Origin of the sequence: Chelativorans sp. AA-79, assembly GCF_029457495.1 — a bacterium.
Taxonomy (GTDB): Bacteria; Pseudomonadota; Alphaproteobacteria; order Rhizobiales; family Rhizobiaceae; genus Chelativorans.
In genome coordinates this window covers 441446-462914 of record NZ_CP120361.1, presented here as the reverse complement: position 1 = coordinate 462914, position 21469 = coordinate 441446, and the positions used below count along the sequence as shown (strand labels likewise).

Here is a 21469-nt window from a genome sequence, read left to right as displayed (position 1 = left end):
CCACACATGCCCGAAATCGTCATCAGCGAATTCATGGATGAAGCCGCCGTCGAGCACCTGTGCGAAGGCTTCGACACGCTCTATGACCCGTCGCTGGTGGACCGGCCGGCGGAACTGGCCGCCGCCCTCCAAGGGGCGCGGGCGCTCGTCGTGCGCAACCGCACGCAGGTGAGGGTCTCCTTGTTGGAGGCAGCGACCGCGCTCGAATGCGTCGGCCGCCTCGGCGTCGGGCTCGACAATATCGATACGGAAGCTTGTGCCGCACGTGGCATCGCGGTCTATCCCGCCACCGGCGCCAACGATCTCGCCGTCGCCGAATATGTGATCGCGATGGCCCTCGTCCTCCTGCGCGGCGCCTATGGCTCGAGCACCGCCGTCGCCGCCGGCGCGTGGCCGCGGCAGGCCCTGATCGGCGGCGAGGCTTCCGGCAGGACGATCGGGCTTGTCGGCTTCGGCGCCATCGCGCGCGAGGTGGGCCGCAGGGCGGAGGCGCTCGGCATGGCGGTGATCGCTTACGACCCGTTCCTGCCGGACGACCATGCCGCCTGGAAAGGCGCGCGCAAGGTCACGCTCGAGCGGCTCCTGGCGGACGCGGATGTGGTCAGCCTGCACACGCCGCTGACGCCGGACACACGGCACATGATAGACGCCGCCGCCATCGGCCGCATGAAGAAGGATGCGGTGCTCATCAACGCGGCGCGGGGCGGCATCGTGGACGAGGACGCCCTGTGCGCGGCGCTTCGTGAAGGGCGACTCGCCGGGGCAGCCCTCGACGTGTTCGAGGAAGAGCCGCTCGGCGCCGAGAAGGGCGCAAGGTTCCAGGGGCTGAAGAATCTCGTTCTGACGCCCCACATCGCCGGCGTGACGCGTGAATCCAATGTGCGCGTCAGCTATAAGATCGCGCAGACCGTCCTTCAGCATCTCAGAGATAAGGTATGAGCGAAAAACGACTGTCGATCGAAGAGGCGACCGGCCTCGTGGTCGAAACCCTTCTGCGCTGCCGGACGTCGCGGCCCAATGCGGAGGCCGTGGCCCGCGCGCTCATCGGCGCCGAGCTGGCCGGCCAGGCGGGCCATGGCCTGCGGCGCATGCCTTCCTACTGTGCGCAGGCGCTGAGCGGCAAGGTCGACGGCATGGCGATGCCGCAGACCACGGAAACGAGGCCGGGCGCGCTGACCGTCGATGCCGCCCACGGCTTCGCCTATCCGGCCCTCGAACGCGCGCTCGAGTGGCTGCCGGACGCGGCGCGCGGACAGGGCGTGGCGATCGCCGGCATTCGCCGCTCGCACCATTGCGGCGTCACCGGCTTGTTCGTAGAGCGGCTGGCCGAAGCCGGCATCGTCGGCCTGATGATCGCGAATTCGCCAGCCGCTATGGCGCCCTGGGGCGGAAAGCGGGCGCTTTTCGGCACCAACCCGATCGCCTTCGCGGCACCGCTGGAGGGAGCGGAACCGCTCGTCATCGACATTTCCCTTTCCAAGGTGGCGCGCGGCAAGATCATGGCGGCCAAGCAGAAGGGAGTGTCCATTCCGGAAGGGTGGGCGCTGGACACCGAGGGCAACGCGACCACCGATCCCGCCGCGGCACTCGCCGGCACCATGGTGCCGATGGGCGACGTCAAGGGCACCGCCCTTGCGCTGATGGTGGAGATGCTGTGCGCCGGGCTCACCGGCGCCAACTATGCCTATGAGGCGACCTCCTTCTTCGAAGCCGAGGGCGTACCGCCCGGTACGGGACAGACCCTGATCGCGATCGATCCGACGGCTTTTGGTGCGGGGGCGACGGCACGTTTTGCCGAGATGGCAGGGCTGATCGACGAGATGGACGGCGCGCGCCTGCCTGGCCGGCGGCGCCAGGCCCTGAAACGCGAACTGACGCGCGCAGGCATTCCTGCCGACCGGGAATTGCTGCAGCAGATCGGGGTGATCGGCCTGTGAGACACGGAATCCCTGCGTTTTCCATCTACGATGTCTTGTCATGAGCGCTTCCCCGCCGGCGATGCGCCTCCAGCACCTGAAGAGTCTGGCGCCCGGCATCATGCTGGCGCTCTTGATCGCGCTTGCGGCGACCTTCCTGTCCGAGCACTACGGCGCCCCCGTCATGCTCTTCGCGCTTCTGTTGGGAATGGCTTTCCATTTCCTGTGGGACGAACCGCGCAGCGCCGCCGGCATCGATTTCGCTTCGAGATCGCTGCTGCGCCTCGGCGTCGGTCTGCTCGGAGCCCGCATCACTTTCGAAGAGATCGGTGCGCTCGGTTTCGGGCCGATCCTGCTGGTACTCGCCTCGGTGGTGGCGACCATCGGCTTCGGCCTCCTGATGGCGCGGCTTTTCCGACGGCACTGGACCTTCGGCATATTGACCGGCGGCGCGGTGGCGATCTGCGGCGCCTCGGCCGCGCTCGCCATTTCGGCAGTGCTGCCGAACCGGCCGGAGCGTGAGAAGGACACGCTCTTCACCGTCATCGCTGTGACCGGGCTTTCCACGATCGCGATGATCATCTACCCGATTCTCTTCGCCGCGCTCGGCTTTGACGACCGGGAAATCGGCGTCATGATCGGCGCCACCATTCACGATGTCGCGCAGGTGGTGGGTGCGGGCTATGCCGTCTCCGACGTGGCTGGCGACACGGCGACCTTCGTCAAGCTCCTGCGCGTGGCGCTGCTTCCGATCGTGGTGATCTCGATCATGCTTTTCGCGCGGCGCGGAGAAGGGGCGAAGGGCTTGTCGCTCCCCTCCTTCGTGGTGCTGTTCGCCGCTCTCGTCGTGCTCAACAGCCTGGGTTTCATTCCAACGACGGTCGCAGCCCTGCTTTCGGAGCTGTCGCGCTGGCTTCTGGTCGTCGCGATTGCCGCGCTCGGCGTGAAGACGGCTCTGAAGGACATGTTCGCCCTCGGTGCCGGCCACATAAACGTGGTGGTCACGATCACATTGTTCCTGATGATGCTCGCCCTCGGTCTGTCCCTGCTTCTCTGATGGGCAACCCGTAGAACCGGGCTGCGCCGCGACGTTCGGCAGGTTTGCGCCGAAGCCGGCGAAGGCCGAGCCGTCGTTGCCGGTCGCCGAAGAATAGGCATAGAGGATTTGCGACAGGCCATGCGGCCCCGCAAGCGCGCGCGTACTCATTTGGCGGAGTTTCCGGGGAGTTAAAGGGAGCGTCTTCCCTTGCGATTTGATTCGTTTGCCGGAACGTCCCTGCGGGTGGCCGATTAGGGATGCGGACTGTCCGGTGTCTGTACCGGGTGATCGAGAGGCACCCCACGCCGTTGGGAGGAATGATGCGACAGTATCTGATGGACCTGACCAGCCCTGGTCTGAGCCCGCGCCATCTGCGCCGCTCGCTGCAGGAAAACGACAGCCGCGCGATGGATTATCGCCGGGCGATCGTCGGGGCATCCCTGATCGGGATCGCCAGTATGGCTGTCGTAACCCTGCTGCAAACGGGGATCGTGCGGCACCTGCCCGATCCGCCGACGCGCCGGCCGCACTTTGACTCGGACAAGGTCAATTCGTCCGAAGAGGCCTACAGCTACGGCATGCCGGACGGGCCGCTGGCGATCGCCATGCACGCTATGAATCTGGTGTTCGCCGCCGCCGGCCCGCCCGACCGGTTCAGATGGCGCCCCTGGCTGCCGCTCGCCGCCGCCTTCGCCTCCGCGGCCCAGGCCGCCATCGCGGCCAAGTACCTGTTCTATCAGATGCCGAAGGTGGACAAGGCATGGTGCCCCTATTGCATCGTCGATGCGCTGACCCATTTCGCCACCTTCGCGCTCACCCTGCCCGAACTGGCCAGGGTTATGCTGCCGCGGCGGCTGCGATAGCGCCGGCATCCGGATATCGGCGATGGGGCAGGACAGGCGCATACCGGGTTGGGTGAGCGGCGCCCTTGTCGTCGGCGCCTTCGGACTGCTGGTATGGGCGGAGATATACCGGCCTCTGCGCGAGCACCGGGAAGGGAAGGTCAGGCGAAACATTCGCAACCTCACCGTGGCGGCCCTGAGCGCTGTCGCGCTACAGGCCCTTGAAAGGCCGGTCGTCAACCCGCTGTCCCAGCAGGTGGAGCGCCTCCGCTGGGGCTTGCTCAAGCGCTTTCGCCTCCCTGCCTGGGTCGAAAATGTTCTGGCCGTGGCGCTGCTGGATTACACGCTGTATCTCTGGCACATCCTGGTCCACCGGATGCCGTTCCTCTGGCGCTTCCATCAGGTGCATCATGCCGATCTCGACATGGACACCTCGACGGCGCTCAGGTTCCACTTCGGCGAGATGGCCTTGTCGGTCCCCTATAGGGCAGCGCAGGTGGCTCTCCTGGGCATCGCACCGCGGCCGCTTTCGATCTGGCAGACATTCCTGCTGGTCTCCATCATGTTTCATCATTCGGACCTGCGCTTCCCGCTGCGTCTGGAGCGCCGACTCTCCAGGTTCTTCGTCACGCCCCGCATGCATGGCATCCACCATTCGATCATCGAGGACGAAGTCAACTCCAACTGGTCGAGCGGCCTTACGCTGTGGGATTGGCTGCATGGAACTTTGCGGCTCGACATTCCCCAAAGCGAGATAGATATCGGCGTGCCGGCCTATCGCAGTCCCGAGGACGTGACCTTGCCGAAACTGGTCGAAATGCCGTTCACCGAGCAGCCGCCGACCGATCGCTTGCCGTCGGGCGAGAAGCCTCGCCGCGAGCGGCGTTTCAGCGTCGGCAAAGGCCTCCGGGGATAGTATAACCGGCGAGGCCGGGTGCGTGGCGTAAAGCTGCGACGAGGAGGAACATGGGTGTTGGCGAACCGTCGCCGCCGCGGGACCGCGTGGAAAAAGGTCGCGGTCGGGATTGCGATCGTGCTCGCGCTGGCGGTTCTTTACTGGTGGCTCCGGCGGTCCGGCGCACTGGAGATTCTCGGCAACGAGCCGGCATTGCGGGCGCAGATCCGGCGGCTCGGCTTTTGGGGTCCGCTGGCAATCGTCGTGATGATTACCGGTGCCATCGTCTTGAGTCCCATCCCGAGCGGCCCTATCGCAATGGTCGCCGGCGCCGTATACGGGCCCGTCCTGGGCACGATCTATGTCGTGGCCGGCGCAGAGGCAGGCGCGATCATCGCCTTCTGGATCGCCCGCATCTTCGGCTATGAAATCGTGCGGCGCTGGTCCAGGGTGGAGCCGCTCCTCGACCAGTTGCGCAACAACCGATCGCAGAACTGGCTGATGACCATCGTCTTCGCCTCCCGGCTCGTTCCCTTCATCTCCTTCGACGCCGTCAGTTATGCGGCTGGACTGACACCGCTCGCCTTCTGGCGCTTCGCGGTCGCGACGCTCCTGGGCGTCGTTCCGATCAGCTTCCTGCTCACCTATTTCGGAAAGCAGGCCGTCACCGCCGATCCCATGCACATGATGATCATAGCCGTTGTCGTCGGTGGGGTCACACTCGTGCCCTTCGCGCTGAAGCTCCTGTGGGAGCGATATCGCAATCGATGAGCAAGGCGGCAGCGCGCACGTGCCGCGAAGGACGGGAGTCGACGATGGCAGCGCGCCGCACCGCCGCGATAATGGCATATGTTTCCGCCTGTGCTCGATTCCGGGGGTCTTAATTCTTCAGTACGGCCGGAAACGGCCAAGGCATGCGCTGATTTTGCAGGTGGATGGGAGTAATTTCGTGTTAGTCCCCATCATGGAGTATCCGACATGCGTATCGCCGCTATCACTCTGGCTGCCGCGCTCGGCCTTGCCGCCCCGGCTTTCGCGCAGGACGTGCGCCCACTTGTCGACGCCGAGTGGCTGAAGGCGAATGCCGGTCAGGAAAACCTCGTCATCCTCGACATCCGCGATGATGTGGAGGAGACCGAGCTCGGCTCCGAGCCCTATATCGCCAAAGCAGTGGCCGCGCCCTATGCGACGGCCGGCTGGCGCACCGAGGTCGACGGCGTGCCGGGCATGCTGCCGCCGGTCGATCAGGTCGCCGGGCTCATCGGCAGTCTCGGCATCGACAATGACGACCATGTGGTCATAGTGCCATGGGGTACGGATTCGAGCGAGTTCGGCGGTGCGACCCGCGTCTACTGGACCTTCAAATATCTCGGGCACGATGCGGTTTCGATCCTCGACGGCGGCTGGCGGCAGTATGATGCCGCAGGTGGCGCCCGCTCGGCGGAGCCCGTGAAGCCGGAGCCGGTCGAGTTCACATACGAGTTGCAGGACGATCTACTCGCGACGAGCGAGGAGGTGGCTGCCGCGCTCGAATCGGGCGTGAAGCTCGTCGACGGTCGCCCGGCCGAACAATATGAAGGCAAGTCGAAGAGCCCGGTCGTGCGCGTCGAAGGCACGCTCCCCGGTGCCGTCAACATCGAGCACAGCAAGCTCTACAGAGCCGAATACGCCCTCTTCGCCCGCCCCGAGACTGTGCGGACGCTTGCGGAAGAGGTTGCCCTCGGCACGGACGAGGAGAACATCGCCTTCTGCAACACCGGCCATTGGGCCTCGATCGCCTGGTTCGGCCTCAGCGAGGTTCTCGGCAACAAGAACACGAGCATGTATGATGGTTCGATGTCCGAGTGGACAGCCGATCCCTCGCGACCGGTCGAGAACCGTTCGGGCACGTGAACAAGGGCATTCCGCATCGACTTGACCCGAATTCTGGCGAAGTCATATCCTGATCAAGGATGTCCGGCCTGTGCCGGGCATTCACCGTTCTCGACGAGACACGTCGAGCGCGGACCGGCTGGACCCCTCCCATGACAGATCTTTCACTCGACCGCCCAAGCTGTCTGCCGCCCGTGAACGCCGACCGCGCGCCGATACTGGTTGCCGGCGGTGCGCTTGTTCTCGGCTTTCTGGTGATAGCCACTTTGGTCGACCTGCGCCAGGCGATGCTCTTCTTCGTCGGCGGTCTGCTCGGCGCCACGCTCTATCACGGCTCTTTCGGCTTCACCGGCGGCTGGCGCCGCATGGTGGTGGAGAGGCGGGGGCGGGCCATGCGGGCGCAAATGCTGATGATCGGTGTTGCTGCCGTTGCGATGATCCCGCTGATCGCCGCGGGCAATCTCGGCGGGCAGGCACTGGTGGGCGCGGTGGCGCCGGCGGGAACCAGCGTGCTGGTCGGCGCCGCCATGTTCGGGCTCGGCATGCAGCTTGGCGGCGGCTGCGGGTCCGGCACGCTGTTCGCCGTCGGCGGCGGCTCGGCGCGGATGCTCATAACGCTCACCTTCTTCATCGTCGGGGCGTTCATCGGCACGGCACACCTGCCGTGGTGGCTGGGGCTGCCGTCGTTGCCGGCAATCAGCATCGCCGCAGAACTCGGCATCGTCGCGGCCGTGCTCGTATCGCTGGCGGGCCTCGGTCTTGTCGCGTTCGTGACGGCGGCCATCGAGCGGCGCGCACACGGGGACATCGAGGCTGAGCCGGGCCCGTCGCGGCCGGGCTGGAGCTGGGTTCTCCGCGGGCCCTGGCCGCTGGTCGGCGCAGGCCTGCTTCTCGCGCTCCTCAACATCGCGACTTTGCTCCTCGCCGGTCATCCCTGGTCGGTGACCTTCGGCTTCGGCCTGTGGGGTGCGAAGGTCGCACAGGCCTTCGGCGTTCCCGTGGAGAGCTGGGAATTCTGGAACTGGCCCGGCCCGCAGACCGCGCTCGGTTCGAGCGTTCTGGCCGACGTGACCTCGGTGATGAATTTCGGCATCATTCTGGGGGCGGCTCTTGCGGCCAGCCTTGCCGGCAAGTTCGCGCCCAAGGCCAAGGTACCGTTCGCCTCCATGCTTGCGGCGGCGATCGGCGGCATTTTGATGGGATACGGCGCACGGCTTTCCTTCGGCTGCAACATCGGGGCGCTGTTCAGCGGCATCGCTTCCGGCAGCCTGCATGGCTGGCTCTGGTTCGCCGCCGCCTTCCTGGGGTCTTTGGCGGGGATTTGGCTGCGCCCCGTCTTCGGCCTTGATGGGTTCACCCGCAAATGACGGCGCGCAATACGCTTCTCTTCGGTGCCGCACTTGCCGCCACGACGGCGGCGGTCGCCGTCGACCACTACCATCACCCCGCGCCGCGCCCCGCCCCGCAAACCGCTCGCGCCTCGGGTGCGCCTCCTTGCGCGGCTGCAGCGCCTTGTGCCGCCGGGGCGGCAAAGCCCGCGCCCGCGGCGCCCTGTGCGCCTGTCGCACCTTGCGCAGCGGCAGCGCCAAAAAAGGCACCGCCTCCACCGCCGGCGGCACCTCCGGCCGAGCAGGAGATGAAGCGCGCACCGCCGCCACCTCCAGCTCCACTGCCCCGGAAAGGAACCGGCGAATGACGCCGGACGCAAGAAGCCGTGCGCTCTCCGAGATCGCCTTCTGCGAGAGCATCCTCTCCAAAGCGGGCCTCAACGTGCTCCTGGAGACATTTCGCGACACCGCGGAGACCAAGGCCTGGGACCATTATCCACCCGGCGACGTCTTCGATCCGCAAAGCGGTGCGCAATGGTTCTATCATTGCCATCCGGCGGAGGAAGGGGCGGCCGAGCACGGACATTTCCACTGCTTCCTGCGCCCCGAAGGCCCGGACGGGCCGATCCATCATCTTGCCGCCGTCGGCGTCGATGCCTATGGCCGCCTGCTCCGGCTTTTCACCGTAAACCGGTGGGTGACGGGTGACGACTGGCTCGATGCGGAGAAGACCATCGCGCTGCTACCCCGCTTCAACGTTGAGATGCCGCGTCCGTCCTATCTGGTCAACCGCTGGCTGACCGCCATCCTCGCCGCCTACGAGAATGAGATCGCCGGCCTGATCCGTGAGCGCGACCGTGTGATCGCTGCGCACCATCCCAACGACGGATCGCCTCCCCTCGAAGACCGGGCGCTCGAGGTCACATCCAGTCTCGACTTTTGATCGGCATCGCGCGCGCCTGTCCATCCGCCCTCGTTCATCATCGGCCCGCCGTCGAGCGTGAAGGCGAGACGCCCGATCCCGGTCGAGTCTGGAGCGGGCGGCGACCGGCCCGTCATCCTCGACACATAAAGCCGATCGCGGCTCCGTCCTGGTCCAGGAGAAAACGAGCTGCTCAACGCCACCTCCGTACAGGGTTCCCGCCTTGGCCCGCCTGCCTTGCCGGGGGCTTTCCCAGCGAAGAAGGCGTGGAGGTTGACGTGGCAGATGTCGATCCCAACCGGCTCCGGCGGTCTCGCTCGGCTCCTGGACCTATGAGCGGTCAAGGTGGATGAGACGGCGGGAGAGCGGAGTTGCGGCCTCAGACTTGGCACGGGATATCTGCCGGACCAGAATAGCGGCCTGGCGGGCGTTGCCGACGCAACCCGCCTCAGGGGAGACGTCCCGTTGAGTGAAGACTCAAAACTGGAGCGCGCCGTCGATCCAGACGCCCGGCTACTGCGGCTCATAGTGCCGGGCGTCCTGGACCGATCATCGGGGCCGTCGTGGTTTTGCTGCGGCTCCGATGATCCACCGCTTTTCGGGTGAGATTCACCTGACCGACATACGAGCGGCGGTTTCCGCGATGTCTTGGCCGTCGTGCTTCAGGCGTCGGCCTGCACGGTCATCAGCTTTGCGGCAATGAGTGAGTGGATCGCAACCATGGTTAGAGCTTGGCATGGGACGTGTTTCGCCTTGCGAACCGCTGAAAAGGAGTTGCCAATATCGTTCCTGCATGAAGCGAGAAGAGGGACATCTGGACTTTGTCGGCTTAACGGGAGCGATACTTTGCCATGCCATGCTCCAAAATACGGCGAACCCTCTGAGAAACCTGGGAGAAATGATCATGCAACTGGGAGTTATCGGCCTCGGACGGATGGGCGCCAACATTGCCAGGCGGCTCGGCCGCGCAGGGCATCGCTGCATCGTCTATGACCGCAATGCAGATACCGTGCGCGAGCTTGCCGGCGAGGGCGCAAGGGCCGCATCAAGCCCGGAGGATCTGGTCGCCAAGATGGACGTCCCACGCGCCGTCTGGGTGATGCTGCCGGCCGGTGAGGCCACCGAAGAGACCGTTCAGCGGCTTGGTGAGCTCATGACGGCCGGCGACACCGTCATCGACGGCGGCAACACTTTCTACAAGGACGATATCCGCCGCGCCGCGGCACTCAAGCCCAAGGGCATTCATTATGTCGACGCCGGCACCTCGGGCGGCGTGTGGGGGCTGGAGCGTGGGTATTGCCTGATGGTCGGCGGTGACAAAGAGGCAGTCGACCGCCTCGACCCGATCTTCGCCGCGCTCGCGCCGGGTGCGGGAGACATCCCCCGTACGCCGGGCCGCGAAGGGCGCGACCCGCGCCCCGAAAGGGGATATCTCCATGCCGGCCCGGTGGGTGCCGGCCACTTCGTCAAGATGGTCCATAACGGCATCGAATATGGCTTGATGCAGGCCTATGCCGAGGGCTTCGACATCCTGAAGGGCAGGGCCTCGGAGACGCTGCCCGCAGACGAACGCTACGATCTCGATCTCGCCGACATTGCCGAGGTCTGGAGGCGCGGCAGTGTCGTCTCCTCCTGGCTGCTCGACCTCGGCGCCGCGGCGCTCGCCGAGGACGAGGCGCTCTCCGCCTTTTCCGGCGCGGTCGCCGATTCCGGCGAGGGGCGCTGGACAGTGATGGCGGCAATAGAGGAAGCTGTCCCCGCCGAGGTCCTGTCCGCCGCCCTCTACGCCCGGTTCCGCTCGCGCAAGGAGCACACCTTCGCCGAGCGGTTGCTCTCGGCGATGCGCTTCAGGTTCGGCGGCCACGTCGAACGTCCGGATGGAGGTTGAGAATGAGCACCCCCGTCTCCGCCCGCCATCTCCCCGATGACGCCGAACCGGCGCCACCCAGCACGCTCGTCGTCTTCGGCGCCTCCGGCGACCTGACGAAACGGCTCTTGATGCCGGCGCTCTACAATCTCGCCAGGGAAAAGGCTCTCGATCCGGCCTTCGAGGTTATCGGCGTCGACCATCTGGAGCGCGGCGAGGATGATTTCCGCGCCTATCTCACCACCTCAATGCAGGCACTTGTGAAAGAGGGTGGCGGGGAATTCGAGGCCGCCAGGCTCGATCTGCAGGCCTGGAACTGGATTGCCGGGCGCCTCCGCTATCTCACGGGCGATTTCGACGATCCCGAAACCTATCGCCGTCTCGCCGAGCGCCTGGAAAAGCGTGCGAAGGAAAACGGCCATGCCAACGCCGTCTTCTACCTCGCCACGGCGCCGCGCTTCTTCGGTACCGTGATCGAGCGGCTGGGTGCGGCCGGCCTCACCCGCGAAACGGAAAAGGGCTTCCGCCGCATCGTCATCGAGAAGCCTTTCGGCACCGACCTTGCCTCGGCCGAGGCGCTCAACCGTCGCATCCTGAAGATCGCCGGCGAGAGTCAGCTCTACCGGATCGATCACTTTCTCGGAAAGGAAACGGTCCAGAACATCATGGTGCTCCGGTTTGCCAACGGCTTCTTCGAGCCGCTGTGGAACCGCGATCACATCGACCACGTGCAGATCACCGCCGCCGAAACCGTCGGTGTCGAGCATCGCGGACGCTTTTACGAGGCCACCGGCGCACTCAGGGACATGGTGCCGAACCATATGTTCCAGCTCCTTGCCATGACCGCCATGGAGGCGCCGAACTCCTTCGGCGCGGATGCGGTGCGCTCGGAGAAGGCGAAGGTGATCGAGGCGGTGCGACGCTGGTCGCCAGAGGAGGCCGGGGAAAACTCCGTACGCGGCCAGTACGACGCGGGTTCGGTGCTCGGCCGCCCCATGCGCCCCTATACGCAGGAGCCGGATGTCGCGCCCGACAGCACCACCGAAACCTATGTCGCCCTCAAGCTGATGATCGACAACTGGCGCTGGGCGAGCGTGCCCTTCTACATCAGGACCGGCAAATCGATGGCCGTCCGGCGCACCGAGATCGCCATTCAGTTCAAGCAGGCGCCAAGCATCCTCTTCCGCGGCACGCCGGCTGGCTTGCCCGATCCGAACCTCCTGGTCTTCCGCATCCAGCCGAGCGAGGGCATATCGCTGCGCTTCGCCGCCAAGGTGCCCGGCCGCACCGTGCGGCTCGGCGAGGTGGACATGGACTTCCGCTATTCGGATTATTTCGCGGCGGAACCTTCCACCGGTTACGAGACGCTGATCTATGATTGCCTGATCGGCGATCCGACGCTCTTCCAGCGCGCCGACAACATCGAGGCGGGATGGAGCGCGGTCCAGCCATTCCTGGACTGTTGGGCCCAGCCCAGCGGCGGTGTGCATCTCTATAAATCCGGAGGTAGCGGCCCGCTGGCCGCCGATGCGCTCATGAAGCGCGACGGCCGCGCCTGGCTGCCGCTCAGCCCTGCTGTGTGAAGGAGGTTGGAGAAATGACCGAACCGACCGAGGTTTCCACGGAAGAAGCCGCCTTCGAGGCAGCATCTTACCAGCCGCATCCGATTCTGGTCGTGATGGGCGTCTCGGGCTCCGGCAAGACGACGGTCGGCAAGGCACTCGCCGAACGGCTCGACTGGCCCTTCGAAGAGGGCGACGACCTGCATCCCGTCGCCAACATCGAAAAAATGCATGCCGAGACGCCGCTCACCGATGCCGACCGCAAGCCGTGGCTCGAAAAGGTCGCGGCGTGGATCGACGGGTGGCGGCGGGCCGGCAGTGCCGGCGTCATCACATGCTCCGCACTGAAGCGCAGCTATCGCGACTTCCTCTCCCGCGGCCGGCCGGAAGTTTGGTTCGTGTATCTGGGTGGCGAACAGGCACTGATCGCCGCCCGGCTTGCCGCCCGCAAAGGCCATTTCATGCCGCCCGGCCTGCTCGCCAGCCAGATGGCGGCGCTCGAAGCGCCTTCGCCGGAGGAGCCCGCGATCACGGTCGACATCGCTTCTCCCACCGATGGCATCGTCAGCCGGATTGTCGGAGATTTGGCGCTGAAACAGGGGCAAGGAGCGGCCGCGAGCGGGACCCGCAAGCGCGGCCAGCGCCCCACCGTTCCCCCCGACGACCGGAAACTCGAACATCGCCACCCTTCGGTGGCACCCTCCCCTTGTGCCGAGCCGGATCGACCGCTCCCCGTCGAAGACTATGCGCTGATCGGTGATTGCACCACGGCCGCGCTCGTCGGCCGCAACGGTTCCATAGACTGGTTGTGCTGGCCACGTTTCGACAGCGGCGCCTGCTTCGCGGCCCTGCTCGGCACGGCACAGCACGGGCGCTGGCGCCTGGCGCCGGCGGATCCGGCGGCTCGCGCACGGCGTGCCTATCGCGACGGCACGATGATCCTGGAGACCGTCTTCGAAACGCCCGAGGGCGAGGTCGCCCTCATCGATTTCATGCCGCTCGGGCAGCCGAACGCCTCCGTCGTCAGGCTGGTGGAGGGGCGGTCCGGCAAGGTGACGATGCGCCTCGACCTCCAGCTTCGGTTCGACTATGGCGCCTCGGTCCCGTGGGTCACGCGGCTCGAGGACGGGTCAGGCCTCAGCGCCGTCGCGGGGCCGAACGCCGTCGCCCTGCGCACGCCGATCAAGCTGCGCGGCGAGAACCTCGCCACTGTGGCCGAATTCACCGTCGCCCGGGGGGGCGAATGCATCCCGTTCGTGCTGACCTACGGGCCTTCCCACTTGCCCGTGCCGCCGGCCCTCGACTGGCGTGCAGCCTTGCAGGCGACGGAGACCTTCTGGCGCGGCTGGTGCAAGCAGTGCACCTACGAGGGTGCGTGGAAGGAGCCGGTCCAGCGCTCGCTGCTGACGCTGAAGGCGCTGACCTATTCTCCCACCGGCGGCATCGTCGCCGCACCCACGACTTCGCTGCCTGAGCAGATCGGCGGGCCGCGCAATTGGGACTATCGCTATTGCTGGCTGCGCGACGCCACCATGACGCTGATCGCGCTCATGTCGGCCGGTTATGTCGAGGAGGCGCGGGCCTGGCGCGACTGGCTGATGCGCAGCGCCGCCGGCAGTCCCGAGCAGATCCAGATCATGTACGGCGTGGCGGGCGAGCGGCAGTTGAACGAATGGCAGGTGCCGTGGCTGCCCGGTTATCAGGGTTCCGGCCCCGTGCGCATCGGCAACGCGGCCTCCAATCAGATGCAGCTCGACGTCTATGGCGAGCTTCTCGACGCGCTCCACCAGGCGCGCAACCACGGCCTCGCGCCCGCCCCGTCGGGCTGGGCTCTGCAGGACAGCCTGATCCAGCATCTGGAAGCGATCTGGGAAAAGCCGGATGAAGGCATCTGGGAGGTCAGGGGCGGGCAGCGCCATTTCACCTATTCCAAGGTGATGGCATGGGTGGCGCTCGATCGCGCCCTGCTCGACGCCGAGCGCTTCAAGCTCGAAGCGCCGGTGGAGCGTTGGCGCGCCCTTCGCGACCGTATGCACGCAACCATCTGCGAACGGGGCTTCGACCGCCGCCGCAACACCTTCACGCAGAGTTTCGGCAGCGAGGAGCTCGACGCCAGCCTTCTGCTGATCCCGATGGTCGGCTTCCTGTCGCCGGACGATCCGCGCGTCCTCGGCACCGTGGCCGCGATCGAGCGCGAACTGGTGGCGGACGGCTTCGTCCTGCGCTACCGCACACAAAAGGGCGTCGACGGCCTGCCCCCCGGCGAGGGCGCGTTCCTGCCGTGCAGCTTCTGGCTCGCCGACAATTACACCTTGCAGAATCGCGATGCGGAAGCCCGCGTCCTGTTCGAGCGCCTCTTGGCGCTGCGCAACGATGTCGGTCTGCTCGCCGAGGAATACGACCCTCGCCTCCATCGGCAGGTCGGCAACTTCCCGCAAGCTTTCTCCCACCTCGCCTTGGTCGGAACGGCCCTGAACCTGCATGACATCGGCCCGGCGCAAAAGCGTCGTCATGAATCTTGAGGTTGCTTGCGTCCTGTATGTGGGGCTTCTTGCGTTGATCGGAAGCAATGGGCCAAACTGAGACCTCGGTCCTACCGGTGAACGTTCGCTGGCGTTCTTTTAAACACGAAAAAACTGACGGTCCGCAAGGGAAACGCACATGAGCAAACGCAGCGCCGCCATATCGGAACTTCAAATTTCGGAGACGCATCTCCGGGCGACTCTCTGGCGCTTTCCGCCGGGCAGCGAAACCGGTTCGCATCGTCATGAGGCCGCCTACGTCGTGGTGCCGGTCAAGGGCGGCACGCTGACCGTGGAGAATCGGCCCGGCGACAGCGGAAGCCCTTATCCTATCGAAACCGGCAAGAGCTATACCCGACCCGCCGGGGTTGAGCACAATATCGCAAATGACAGCGATGAAGAGATCGCCTTCGTCGAGGTCGAGTTGCTCGCCTCCCCGCCGTCGACCTAGATCGGCACCGTTCGCGCAAAAGAATCAATAATCGGCGGGCAAACTCCCATTATACGTTCCGAAAGTGGGAGCAGGTTTAGCAAAGGTCCCAGCCCGCGCCGCGCGCCATCATTGACGACACTGGCGGGGCCTCTTTCACAACAATTCCGTCGTCTCGCGCCAATCAGTTTGCGTCCGCATAGGCCGCGCCGGGCCAAACCTTGTCCGCTGCCCGTTGGTACTGGACCGGCCGCTCGATCTCGGCATTCAGGGCGCGGGCAGCCAACCAGCCCCAATGGGGGTTGTCGAGGAAGGCGCGCCCCAGCGCGATCATGTCGGCTCTCCCCTCGGAGATGATCGCCTCGGCCTGTTTCGGCGTGGAGATGAGGCCGACGGCGCGGGTCGGAAGCCCCGTTTCGCGCTTCACGCGCTCCGCGAATGGTATCTGGTAACCCGGCTCGATCCTCGGGACGGCATTCGGCGCCACGCCGCCGCTCGACGCGCAGACAAAATCAACGCCCTCCTGCTTCAGCCGATTGGCGAAGGTCACGGCATCCTCCAGCTCGATGCCACCTTGCATCCAATCGCGTCCGGTGATCCGTAGGCCGAGCGGCCGCCCCTCCGGCCAGACCGCGCGGACGGCACGCACCACTTCGAGCGGAAAGCGCATCCGGTTCTCCGCGCTGCCGCCATAGCCGTCGATGCGGTGGTTGGAAATTGGAGAGAGGAACTGGTGCAGAAGATAGCCATGCGCCGCGTGGACCTCCAGCAGGTCGAATCCGAGGCGCTCGGCCCGGCGCGCGGCTTCCACATGCGCGACCTTCACGCGTTCCAGATCGGCCTCGTCCATTTCACGCGGCACATGCCAGCCTTCGCCGAAAGCGAGCGCGGACGGCGCGATTGTCGTCCAGGGGTCTTCATTCACGCCAAGCGCGCGGCCGCCATCCCATGGCTTGTGTGCGGAAGCCTTGCGCCCTGCATGGCCGATCTGGATGCCGAGCCGGGCCGATCCGTGCGCACGGCAGTGGACCAGAATGCGCGCCAGCGCCTCCTCGTTGGCATCATTGTAAAGACCGAGATCGCCATGGGTGATGCGTCCCTCCCTTTCCACTGCGGTCGCCTCGACGATCAGCGCCCCCGCGCCGGATGCGCTCAGCGTTCCCAGATGAGCGAGGTGCCAATCCGTCGCCGAGCCGTCCTCCGCGCTGTACTGGCACATGGGCGAGACGACGATCCGGTTGGCCAGCGTCAATTCCTTCAATGTGAATGGTGAAAACAGAGCGCTCAATTGCGTCTCCCAAATACGGAGCGAAAGGTTCGGGCGGGATCAGCCGATTGCCAGGTCCTGGAAATGACGCGACATCAGCATGGCATGTATCAGCGCGGCCCGTGGGGCCACCGTGGATACCAGAATATGCTCGTGAATGGCATGGGCACCCGCGCCGTTGCAGCCGAGCCCATCGAGTACTGGACGACCGATGGCGGCTGCGAAATTGCCGTCCGAGACACCGCCGCGCGAAGTCTCATCCATCGGCAGACCGAGATGCTCCGCAAGCGCTCGCGTCGCCTCATAGAGCCTGGCGACCTCAGCGGAACGCACGAAGGGCGGCCGGTTCATTCCGCCCTCGACGTCCAGCCGGATATCCTCGCCGACCGGTCGGCGCGCCAGCATCCGTGCGACGAGACGCTCGGCCGTCGCTATGTCTTCGGCGCGCATATCGACCTCGATACGCGCGAAATCCGGCACCACATTGGCGCGCGTTCCTCCCGTTACGGTGCCGACATTGAAGGTCGCCTTTTCCTCGGTCTCGTTCATCGCCTCGATATCCATGATGTGCCGGGCGATCTCGTGAATAGCGCTTCGCCCGTCGGTCCGGTTGCCGCCGGCATGCGAGGAGACGCCATGAGCGATGAGCGAGAAACGTGCCCAGCCTTTGCGGGCGGTGATGACGGTGCCCGGCGCCTCGAAGGCGGGTTCTGGAACGAGGACAAAAGCCGCCCCGGCGGCGAGTTTTTCGATCGTCTCGCGTGAGGTCGGGCTGCCGAGTTCCTCGTCGCCATTGAGATAGACCTGGATCGGGCGCGGCGGCACAAGCCCCTTCTCGGCGATCCGCCGCAGGGTTTCGGTCGCCAGGTAAGAGCCGGCCTTCATATCGAATATGCCCGGCCCGTGCAGGCGGTCGCCTTCACGCTTCACCGGCCTTTCGGCGAGCGTGCCGGCATCCCAAACCGTGTCGACATGCCCCATCAGCAATGCCGGCTTGCCCTCACAGCCCTCGGGCGCGTACTCCATGACGAGTTGGCCGCCGCAGCCATCACGCGAGGTGACGCGGCGCATCTCGACGGGCAATCCCGAAAACGACTGCTCGACGTGTTCGAGCAGCAGGTCGATCAAATCCGGGCGATCCGACGGCGTCTCCATCTCCACCCAGCGCACGATTCCCGCGAGGAAAGCCTCGGTGTCGATCTCCTCTGCGCGCGGCAGGGCCTGTTCGAAAGTTTCAGACATCGATCCTTCCTTGCCCCATCGGGGATATTGCTTCACGAGGCGGTGCGTGTTCCGGAACGTCCAGCCGATAGATGTCGCGCGCCGTTTTGGGCGAGATGAACCCATCTTCCAGGTCACGCCGCACCGCTTCCCGGTCACGTTCGGGCGGAGGCCCCCAGCCGCCGCCGCCCGGCAGACGAATCTCGACCAGATCTCCGGCCCTTAGCGGGAAGGTGCTCGTTGCGCCGAGCTCGATGAGCTCGCCGTCCCGCTCGACCGTGAGCCGCGCGCTGAAACCGTCACGGCCGCCTGCCCGTCCACGCGGAGCAAGCCGGAAGCGGTCGGAATAAAGGCTGAGCGTGACATCGTTCCTGAGAATGCGGAAACGCCGGAAGATACCCTGCCCGCCGTTGAATTGTCCCTCTCCCCAGGAATCGCGGATCAATCCGAACCCTTCTATGCGAACATGCGGATTGAGCTGCTCGATCGCCTCGGACGGCGTCAGCCGGCAGGAGGACAAGACATGATCGGTGGCGTGGATGGCGTCATAGCCATTAGCCGCACCCCAGCCGCCACCGAGCACATCGAGATGAATAGCGATGCCGCCCTCGGGCCTGTCGTGAGCAAGAAAGAAGCCCGTTGTGGAATTGGCGCCCTCGGCAGGCACACGGCCCGGCAACGCCTCGGCCAGGGCATCGTGGACCGCATCGAGAGCGCGGCAGCAGGCGGTCGCGCGCGCCCGCACCGGCGCGCCGGGCCTGGGATTGAGCACCGAGCCCTCGGGAAAGATCATGGTCAGCGGCCGGTTACAGCCGTCATTGGCCGGCATCTCGGTGTCGCCGAGGACACTGCGCAAAGCCGTCACGGCGCCGGCTATGCTGCTGGCCAGAGGCGAGTTGAACATCGTGCGCACCTGCGGGTCGGTGCCGGTGAAATCGAGCGTGGCCTCATCACCCGAAATCGTGACGGTGGCGACGATCCGGATCGGCTTGCCGATGGGCTCGCGCCCATCGCTGTCGAGAAAGGCCTCGCCAGTCCAGCTTCCATCCGGAATCTCGGCAATCGCGGCGCGCATGCGCCGTTCCGAATAGTCGAGCGCTTCCCGCATGGCGGTACGTACCGTTTCCGGCCCGTATCTCTCCGCGAGTTCGCGCACGCGCCGCGCACCGACGTCATTGGCGGCGAACTGGGCATCCATGTCGCCCATGCCGATCTCCGGCGTGCGGATATTGGCGAAGATCAGGCGCTCGATCATGCCGCCATGCCAGTCGCGGTCGATATCGAGCAGCAAAGGCGGGATGACGATCCCTTCCTGGATCAGTTCATGTGCGGTCGTGTTGACGCCGGCGGAGCCGCCGCCAATGTCGAGATGATGGGCGGTGCTGCCGCTCCAGCCCAGAAGCTCTTCATCGTGGAAGATCGGCGTGAACAGGATGATATCGTTGAGATGCTGGCCGCCGCTATAGGGATCGTTCATCAGCACGAAGCTGCGTGGCGTCACGCCGGACAGGTCAAGCTGCTCAGCCGCGGCGGCGAAGGAAGCGCTGAGCGCTGCCGTTTGCATGGGGATCATATCGGCCTGGGCCACGACCCTGCCTTGCGAATCGAGCAGAGCGGTGGAGCAGTCGCGCGCCTCACGGACGACGGCGGAGAAGGCGGAGCGGATGAGATTTGCCGCCATTTCGTCAGTGGCTGCCTGAAGCGCGCGTGCCAGGATCACCATCAGCGTGCGATCGGTATTCACGAAACCCTCCGCAAAACCAGGTCGCCGGTCGTCAGGCATTCCGCTTCCCATCCTGGCGGCACAACGGTCGTCGAGGTGGGTTCCGAAAGGATTGCGGGGCCGGAAACCTTGCCGCCGACGGCGAGGCTGTCGCGGGCGAGCGCCTTTGCTGCGAGATCGGCGCCGTCGATCGAAATGAGGACTTCCTCCGGGACATCGCCCTCACCCGCAGGCAGCGGCGTGGAAAACCGGGCATCCGACCTCGCCGTCAGGCGGATACGATAGGACACGACCTCGACGTCCAGCCGGGCGCGAGCATATCCATATCTTGCGCGATGCTCGTCCTCGAAGAGCCGGCGCAGTTCCTCCTTCGATCTCGCGCGCCCTTCCGTCCAGACCGTCAGTTCGAAGGCCTGCCCCACATAGCGCATGTCGAGGCCGATCTCGATCCCGTAGCCGCCCTCCTCGATGCCATGGGCCCTGGCGAGTTCGTGGCCGCGCGCGCGCAGATCGCTGCAGCGCCCGGCGTCCAGGCTCATATCATTCAACCCGTGAAGATCGCTCTGAGCGGCGTCGATCAAGGTATCCGCGATCAGCAGGCCGAAGGCGCTCGCCAGACCGGGCGACCACGGTACGAGCACCCGTGTGATGCCGAGTTCATCGGCGACCATCGCCGCGTGCAGCGGCCCGCCACCCCCATAGGCGACGAGTGTGAAATCGCGTGGATCGATGCCGCGCCCGGTCGAGACAAGCCGAACGGCCGCCGCCATGTTGCTGTTGACGAGTCGAAGCACGGCGTCCGCCGCGCGCCTCGCATCGCCCTCGCTGTCGAGCGAGGCGAGCGCGGCTTTCGCCGCACTGCTGGAAAGCTCCATCCGGCCGCCGAAGAATTGTTGCGGCCGCAGGAGGCCGGCGACCACTTGCCCATCGGTGACGGTCGGCCGCGTGCCGCCGCGCCCGTAGCAAACCGGGCCAGGCACGGCTCCGGCGCTTTCCGGCCCCACGGCCAGGAACCCGCCTGGATCGATGGTAGCTATGCTACCGCCGCCAGCGCCTATCGTGGCCATGTCGACCGCGGCTGTACGCACGGGCAGACCGTCGATCTTAAGCTCCGGGACCATGCTGGGAACGAGGCCCGGTGCAATCGCGACATCCGTGCTCGTTCCGCCCATATCGAGCGTGATCACGTCCCTGATCCCGTTGCGTTCGGCGAACCACATCGCCGCGCGCACGCCGGCCGCCGGCCCGGACAGAAGCATGCGAACGGCATTGGCGCCCGCCGCGTCCGCCGGCATGGCGCCGCCATTGGACTGCATGATTTTCAAGACGCCGCGATAAGCATTGTCGCGCAGGCCGGCATCGAGGAGGTCGATATAGGATTCCACGACCGGTCCTACAAAGGCATTCACCACAGTTGTGACGCTTCTCTCGTATTCACGGAACTCCGGCGACACCTCATGACTCGCGGAAATCGCGACATGCGGCGCACGCCGACGGATCATGTCCGCCAGCGCTTTTTCATGCACGGGGTTGCGGTAGGCGTGGATAAGGCTGATGGCGATGCCTTCCACACCTTGGGCGAGGAAGGTCTCGACCTCGCGCCAGGCAACTTCCAGGTCGAGCGGAACGATCACCTCGCCGTCGGGACCGATGCGCTCGGGAACTTCGCGGATCATGCCGCGCCGGATCGGTGGAGCCGGGCGGCGATATTGCATGTCGTAGATGCCGTGATCGCGGTCACCTCGCCCGACAATGACCACATCGCGGAAACCCTTGGTGGTCAGAAGCCCGGCCGATGCGCCTTTGCGCATGATCAGCGCATTCGTGGCGACCGTGGAACCATGCGTGATCCCGGCGACGTCATCGAGCGGCATGCCGGCCTCGGAGATCACGGTCAGCACCGCTTCGTGGATGGCGTGCGGTGTGGAAGGGGTCTTGCCCGTATGCAGCCGGCCGTCGGGGCCGGACCAGACAAGGTCCGTGAAAGTGCCGCCAATCTCGACGCCGATACGGTCCGCGCCGCTGCCTCCGCCGCCGAAATGCTTCATGATTCCTGGTCCATG

17 protein-coding genes and 1 pseudogene are annotated in these 21469 nt (G+C 65.7%); 13 read left to right on the top strand and 5 right to left on the bottom strand.

Annotated features, from left to right (window positions below; all coding sequences use genetic code 11):
* Nucleotides 1–6 precede the first annotated feature (6 nt).
* From PVE73_RS02265 to PVE73_RS02255, 3 genes are read left to right on the top strand one after another with little or no spacing between them, the layout of a single operon-like run.
* Entirely contained in the window at nucleotides 7–939 is a 933-nt protein-coding gene (locus PVE73_RS02265; protein WP_277365386.1) for a hydroxyacid dehydrogenase, read from the top strand.
* Complete coding sequence (locus PVE73_RS02260; RefSeq protein ID WP_277365385.1) at nucleotides 936–1937, top strand: Ldh family oxidoreductase; 1002 nt, start codon at nucleotides 936–938, stop codon at nucleotides 1935–1937. The genes PVE73_RS02265 and PVE73_RS02260 overlap by 4 nt, the downstream gene beginning before the upstream one ends.
* A 40-nt stretch (nucleotides 1938–1977) precedes the next feature.
* Nucleotides 1978–2973, top strand: a complete 996-nt coding sequence (locus PVE73_RS02255; RefSeq protein WP_277365384.1) for a putative sulfate exporter family transporter — start codon at nucleotides 1978–1980, stop codon at nucleotides 2971–2973.
* A 36-nt stretch (nucleotides 2974–3009) separates the two neighbouring features.
* Here PVE73_RS02255 and PVE73_RS02250 read toward each other — a convergent pair.
* Nucleotides 3010–3105, bottom strand: a pseudogene (locus PVE73_RS02250) (potassium-transporting ATPase subunit KdpA); the annotation flags it as partial.
* Nucleotides 3106–3275: 170 nt separating this feature from the next.
* Between PVE73_RS02250 and PVE73_RS02245 the strand changes: the two are divergent.
* The 10 genes from PVE73_RS02245 (at nucleotide 3276) to PVE73_RS02195 (ending at nucleotide 15216) form a co-directional block, all read left to right on the top strand.
* Nucleotides 3276–3818, top strand: coding sequence for a vitamin K epoxide reductase family protein (locus tag PVE73_RS02245; protein ID WP_277365383.1), 543 nt, complete (start codon nucleotides 3276–3278; stop codon nucleotides 3816–3818).
* A gap of 22 nt (nucleotides 3819–3840) precedes the next feature.
* The gene (locus PVE73_RS02240; RefSeq protein WP_277365382.1) at nucleotides 3841–4713 is read left to right on the top strand and encodes a sterol desaturase family protein; all 873 of its coding nucleotides are present in this window, start codon (nucleotides 3841–3843) and stop codon (nucleotides 4711–4713) included.
* A 54-nt stretch (nucleotides 4714–4767) separates the two neighbouring features.
* Complete coding sequence (locus PVE73_RS02235) at nucleotides 4768–5463, top strand: TVP38/TMEM64 family protein (RefSeq protein WP_277365381.1); 696 nt, start codon at nucleotides 4768–4770, stop codon at nucleotides 5461–5463.
* Nucleotides 5464–5670: 207 nt separating this feature from the next.
* The gene (locus PVE73_RS02230) at nucleotides 5671–6585 is read left to right on the top strand and encodes a sulfurtransferase (RefSeq protein WP_277365380.1); all 915 of its coding nucleotides are present in this window, start codon (nucleotides 5671–5673) and stop codon (nucleotides 6583–6585) included.
* Between the two features lie 131 nt (nucleotides 6586–6716).
* Nucleotides 6717–7931 carry a YeeE/YedE family protein gene (locus PVE73_RS02225; RefSeq protein WP_277365379.1) on the top strand — a complete coding sequence of 405 codons (1215 nt, stop codon included), beginning with the start codon at nucleotides 6717–6719 and terminating at the stop codon, nucleotides 7929–7931.
* Nucleotides 7932–8256: 325 nt separating this feature from the next.
* On the top strand, nucleotides 8257–8835 hold the full coding sequence (locus PVE73_RS02220; protein WP_277365378.1) for a hypothetical protein: 579 nt from the start codon (nucleotides 8257–8259) through the stop codon (nucleotides 8833–8835).
* An 883-nt stretch (nucleotides 8836–9718) separates the two neighbouring features.
* Entirely contained in the window at nucleotides 9719–10702 is a 984-nt protein-coding gene (gene gnd / locus PVE73_RS02215; protein WP_277365377.1) for a phosphogluconate dehydrogenase (NAD(+)-dependent, decarboxylating), read from the top strand.
* Between the two features lie 2 nt (nucleotides 10703–10704).
* Nucleotides 10705–12264, top strand: a complete 1560-nt coding sequence (gene zwf / locus PVE73_RS02210) for a glucose-6-phosphate dehydrogenase (RefSeq protein WP_277365376.1) — start codon at nucleotides 10705–10707, stop codon at nucleotides 12262–12264.
* 14 nt (nucleotides 12265–12278) lie between these two features.
* Nucleotides 12279–14765: a gluconokinase, GntK/IdnK-type gene (locus tag PVE73_RS02200; protein WP_346772394.1), complete on the top strand. Its 2487-nt coding sequence runs from the start codon at nucleotides 12279–12281 to the stop codon at nucleotides 14763–14765.
* Between the two features lie 139 nt (nucleotides 14766–14904).
* Nucleotides 14905–15216 carry a cupin domain-containing protein gene (locus tag PVE73_RS02195; protein ID WP_277365375.1) on the top strand — a complete coding sequence of 104 codons (312 nt, stop codon included), beginning with the start codon at nucleotides 14905–14907 and terminating at the stop codon, nucleotides 15214–15216.
* Between the two features lie 163 nt (nucleotides 15217–15379).
* Here the strand turns inward: PVE73_RS02195 and PVE73_RS02190 are convergent, their stop codons facing one another.
* Genes PVE73_RS02190 through PVE73_RS02175 form a run of 4 tightly spaced genes read right to left on the bottom strand, consistent with a single transcriptional unit; the run spans nucleotide 15380 to nucleotide 21454 of the window.
* Nucleotides 15380–16483 carry an NADH:flavin oxidoreductase/NADH oxidase gene (locus PVE73_RS02190; protein WP_277365374.1) on the bottom strand — a complete coding sequence of 368 codons (1104 nt, stop codon included), beginning with the start codon at nucleotides 16481–16483 and terminating at the stop codon, nucleotides 15380–15382.
* 39 nt (nucleotides 16484–16522) lie between these two features.
* A complete protein-coding gene (locus tag PVE73_RS02185) occupies nucleotides 16523–17704 on the bottom strand; it encodes a M20 family metallopeptidase (RefSeq protein ID WP_277365373.1) in 1182 nt (393 codons plus the stop codon).
* Nucleotides 17697–19427: a hydantoinase B/oxoprolinase family protein gene (locus tag PVE73_RS02180; protein WP_277365372.1), complete on the bottom strand. Its 1731-nt coding sequence runs from the start codon at nucleotides 19425–19427 to the stop codon at nucleotides 17697–17699. Before PVE73_RS02180 ends, PVE73_RS02185 begins: the two co-directional genes overlap by 8 nt.
* The gene (locus PVE73_RS02175; RefSeq protein ID WP_277365371.1) at nucleotides 19424–21454 is read right to left on the bottom strand and encodes a hydantoinase/oxoprolinase family protein; all 2031 of its coding nucleotides are present in this window, start codon (nucleotides 21452–21454) and stop codon (nucleotides 19424–19426) included. The genes PVE73_RS02180 and PVE73_RS02175 overlap by 4 nt, the downstream gene beginning before the upstream one ends.
* Between the last annotated feature and the right edge of the window lie 15 nt (nucleotides 21455–21469).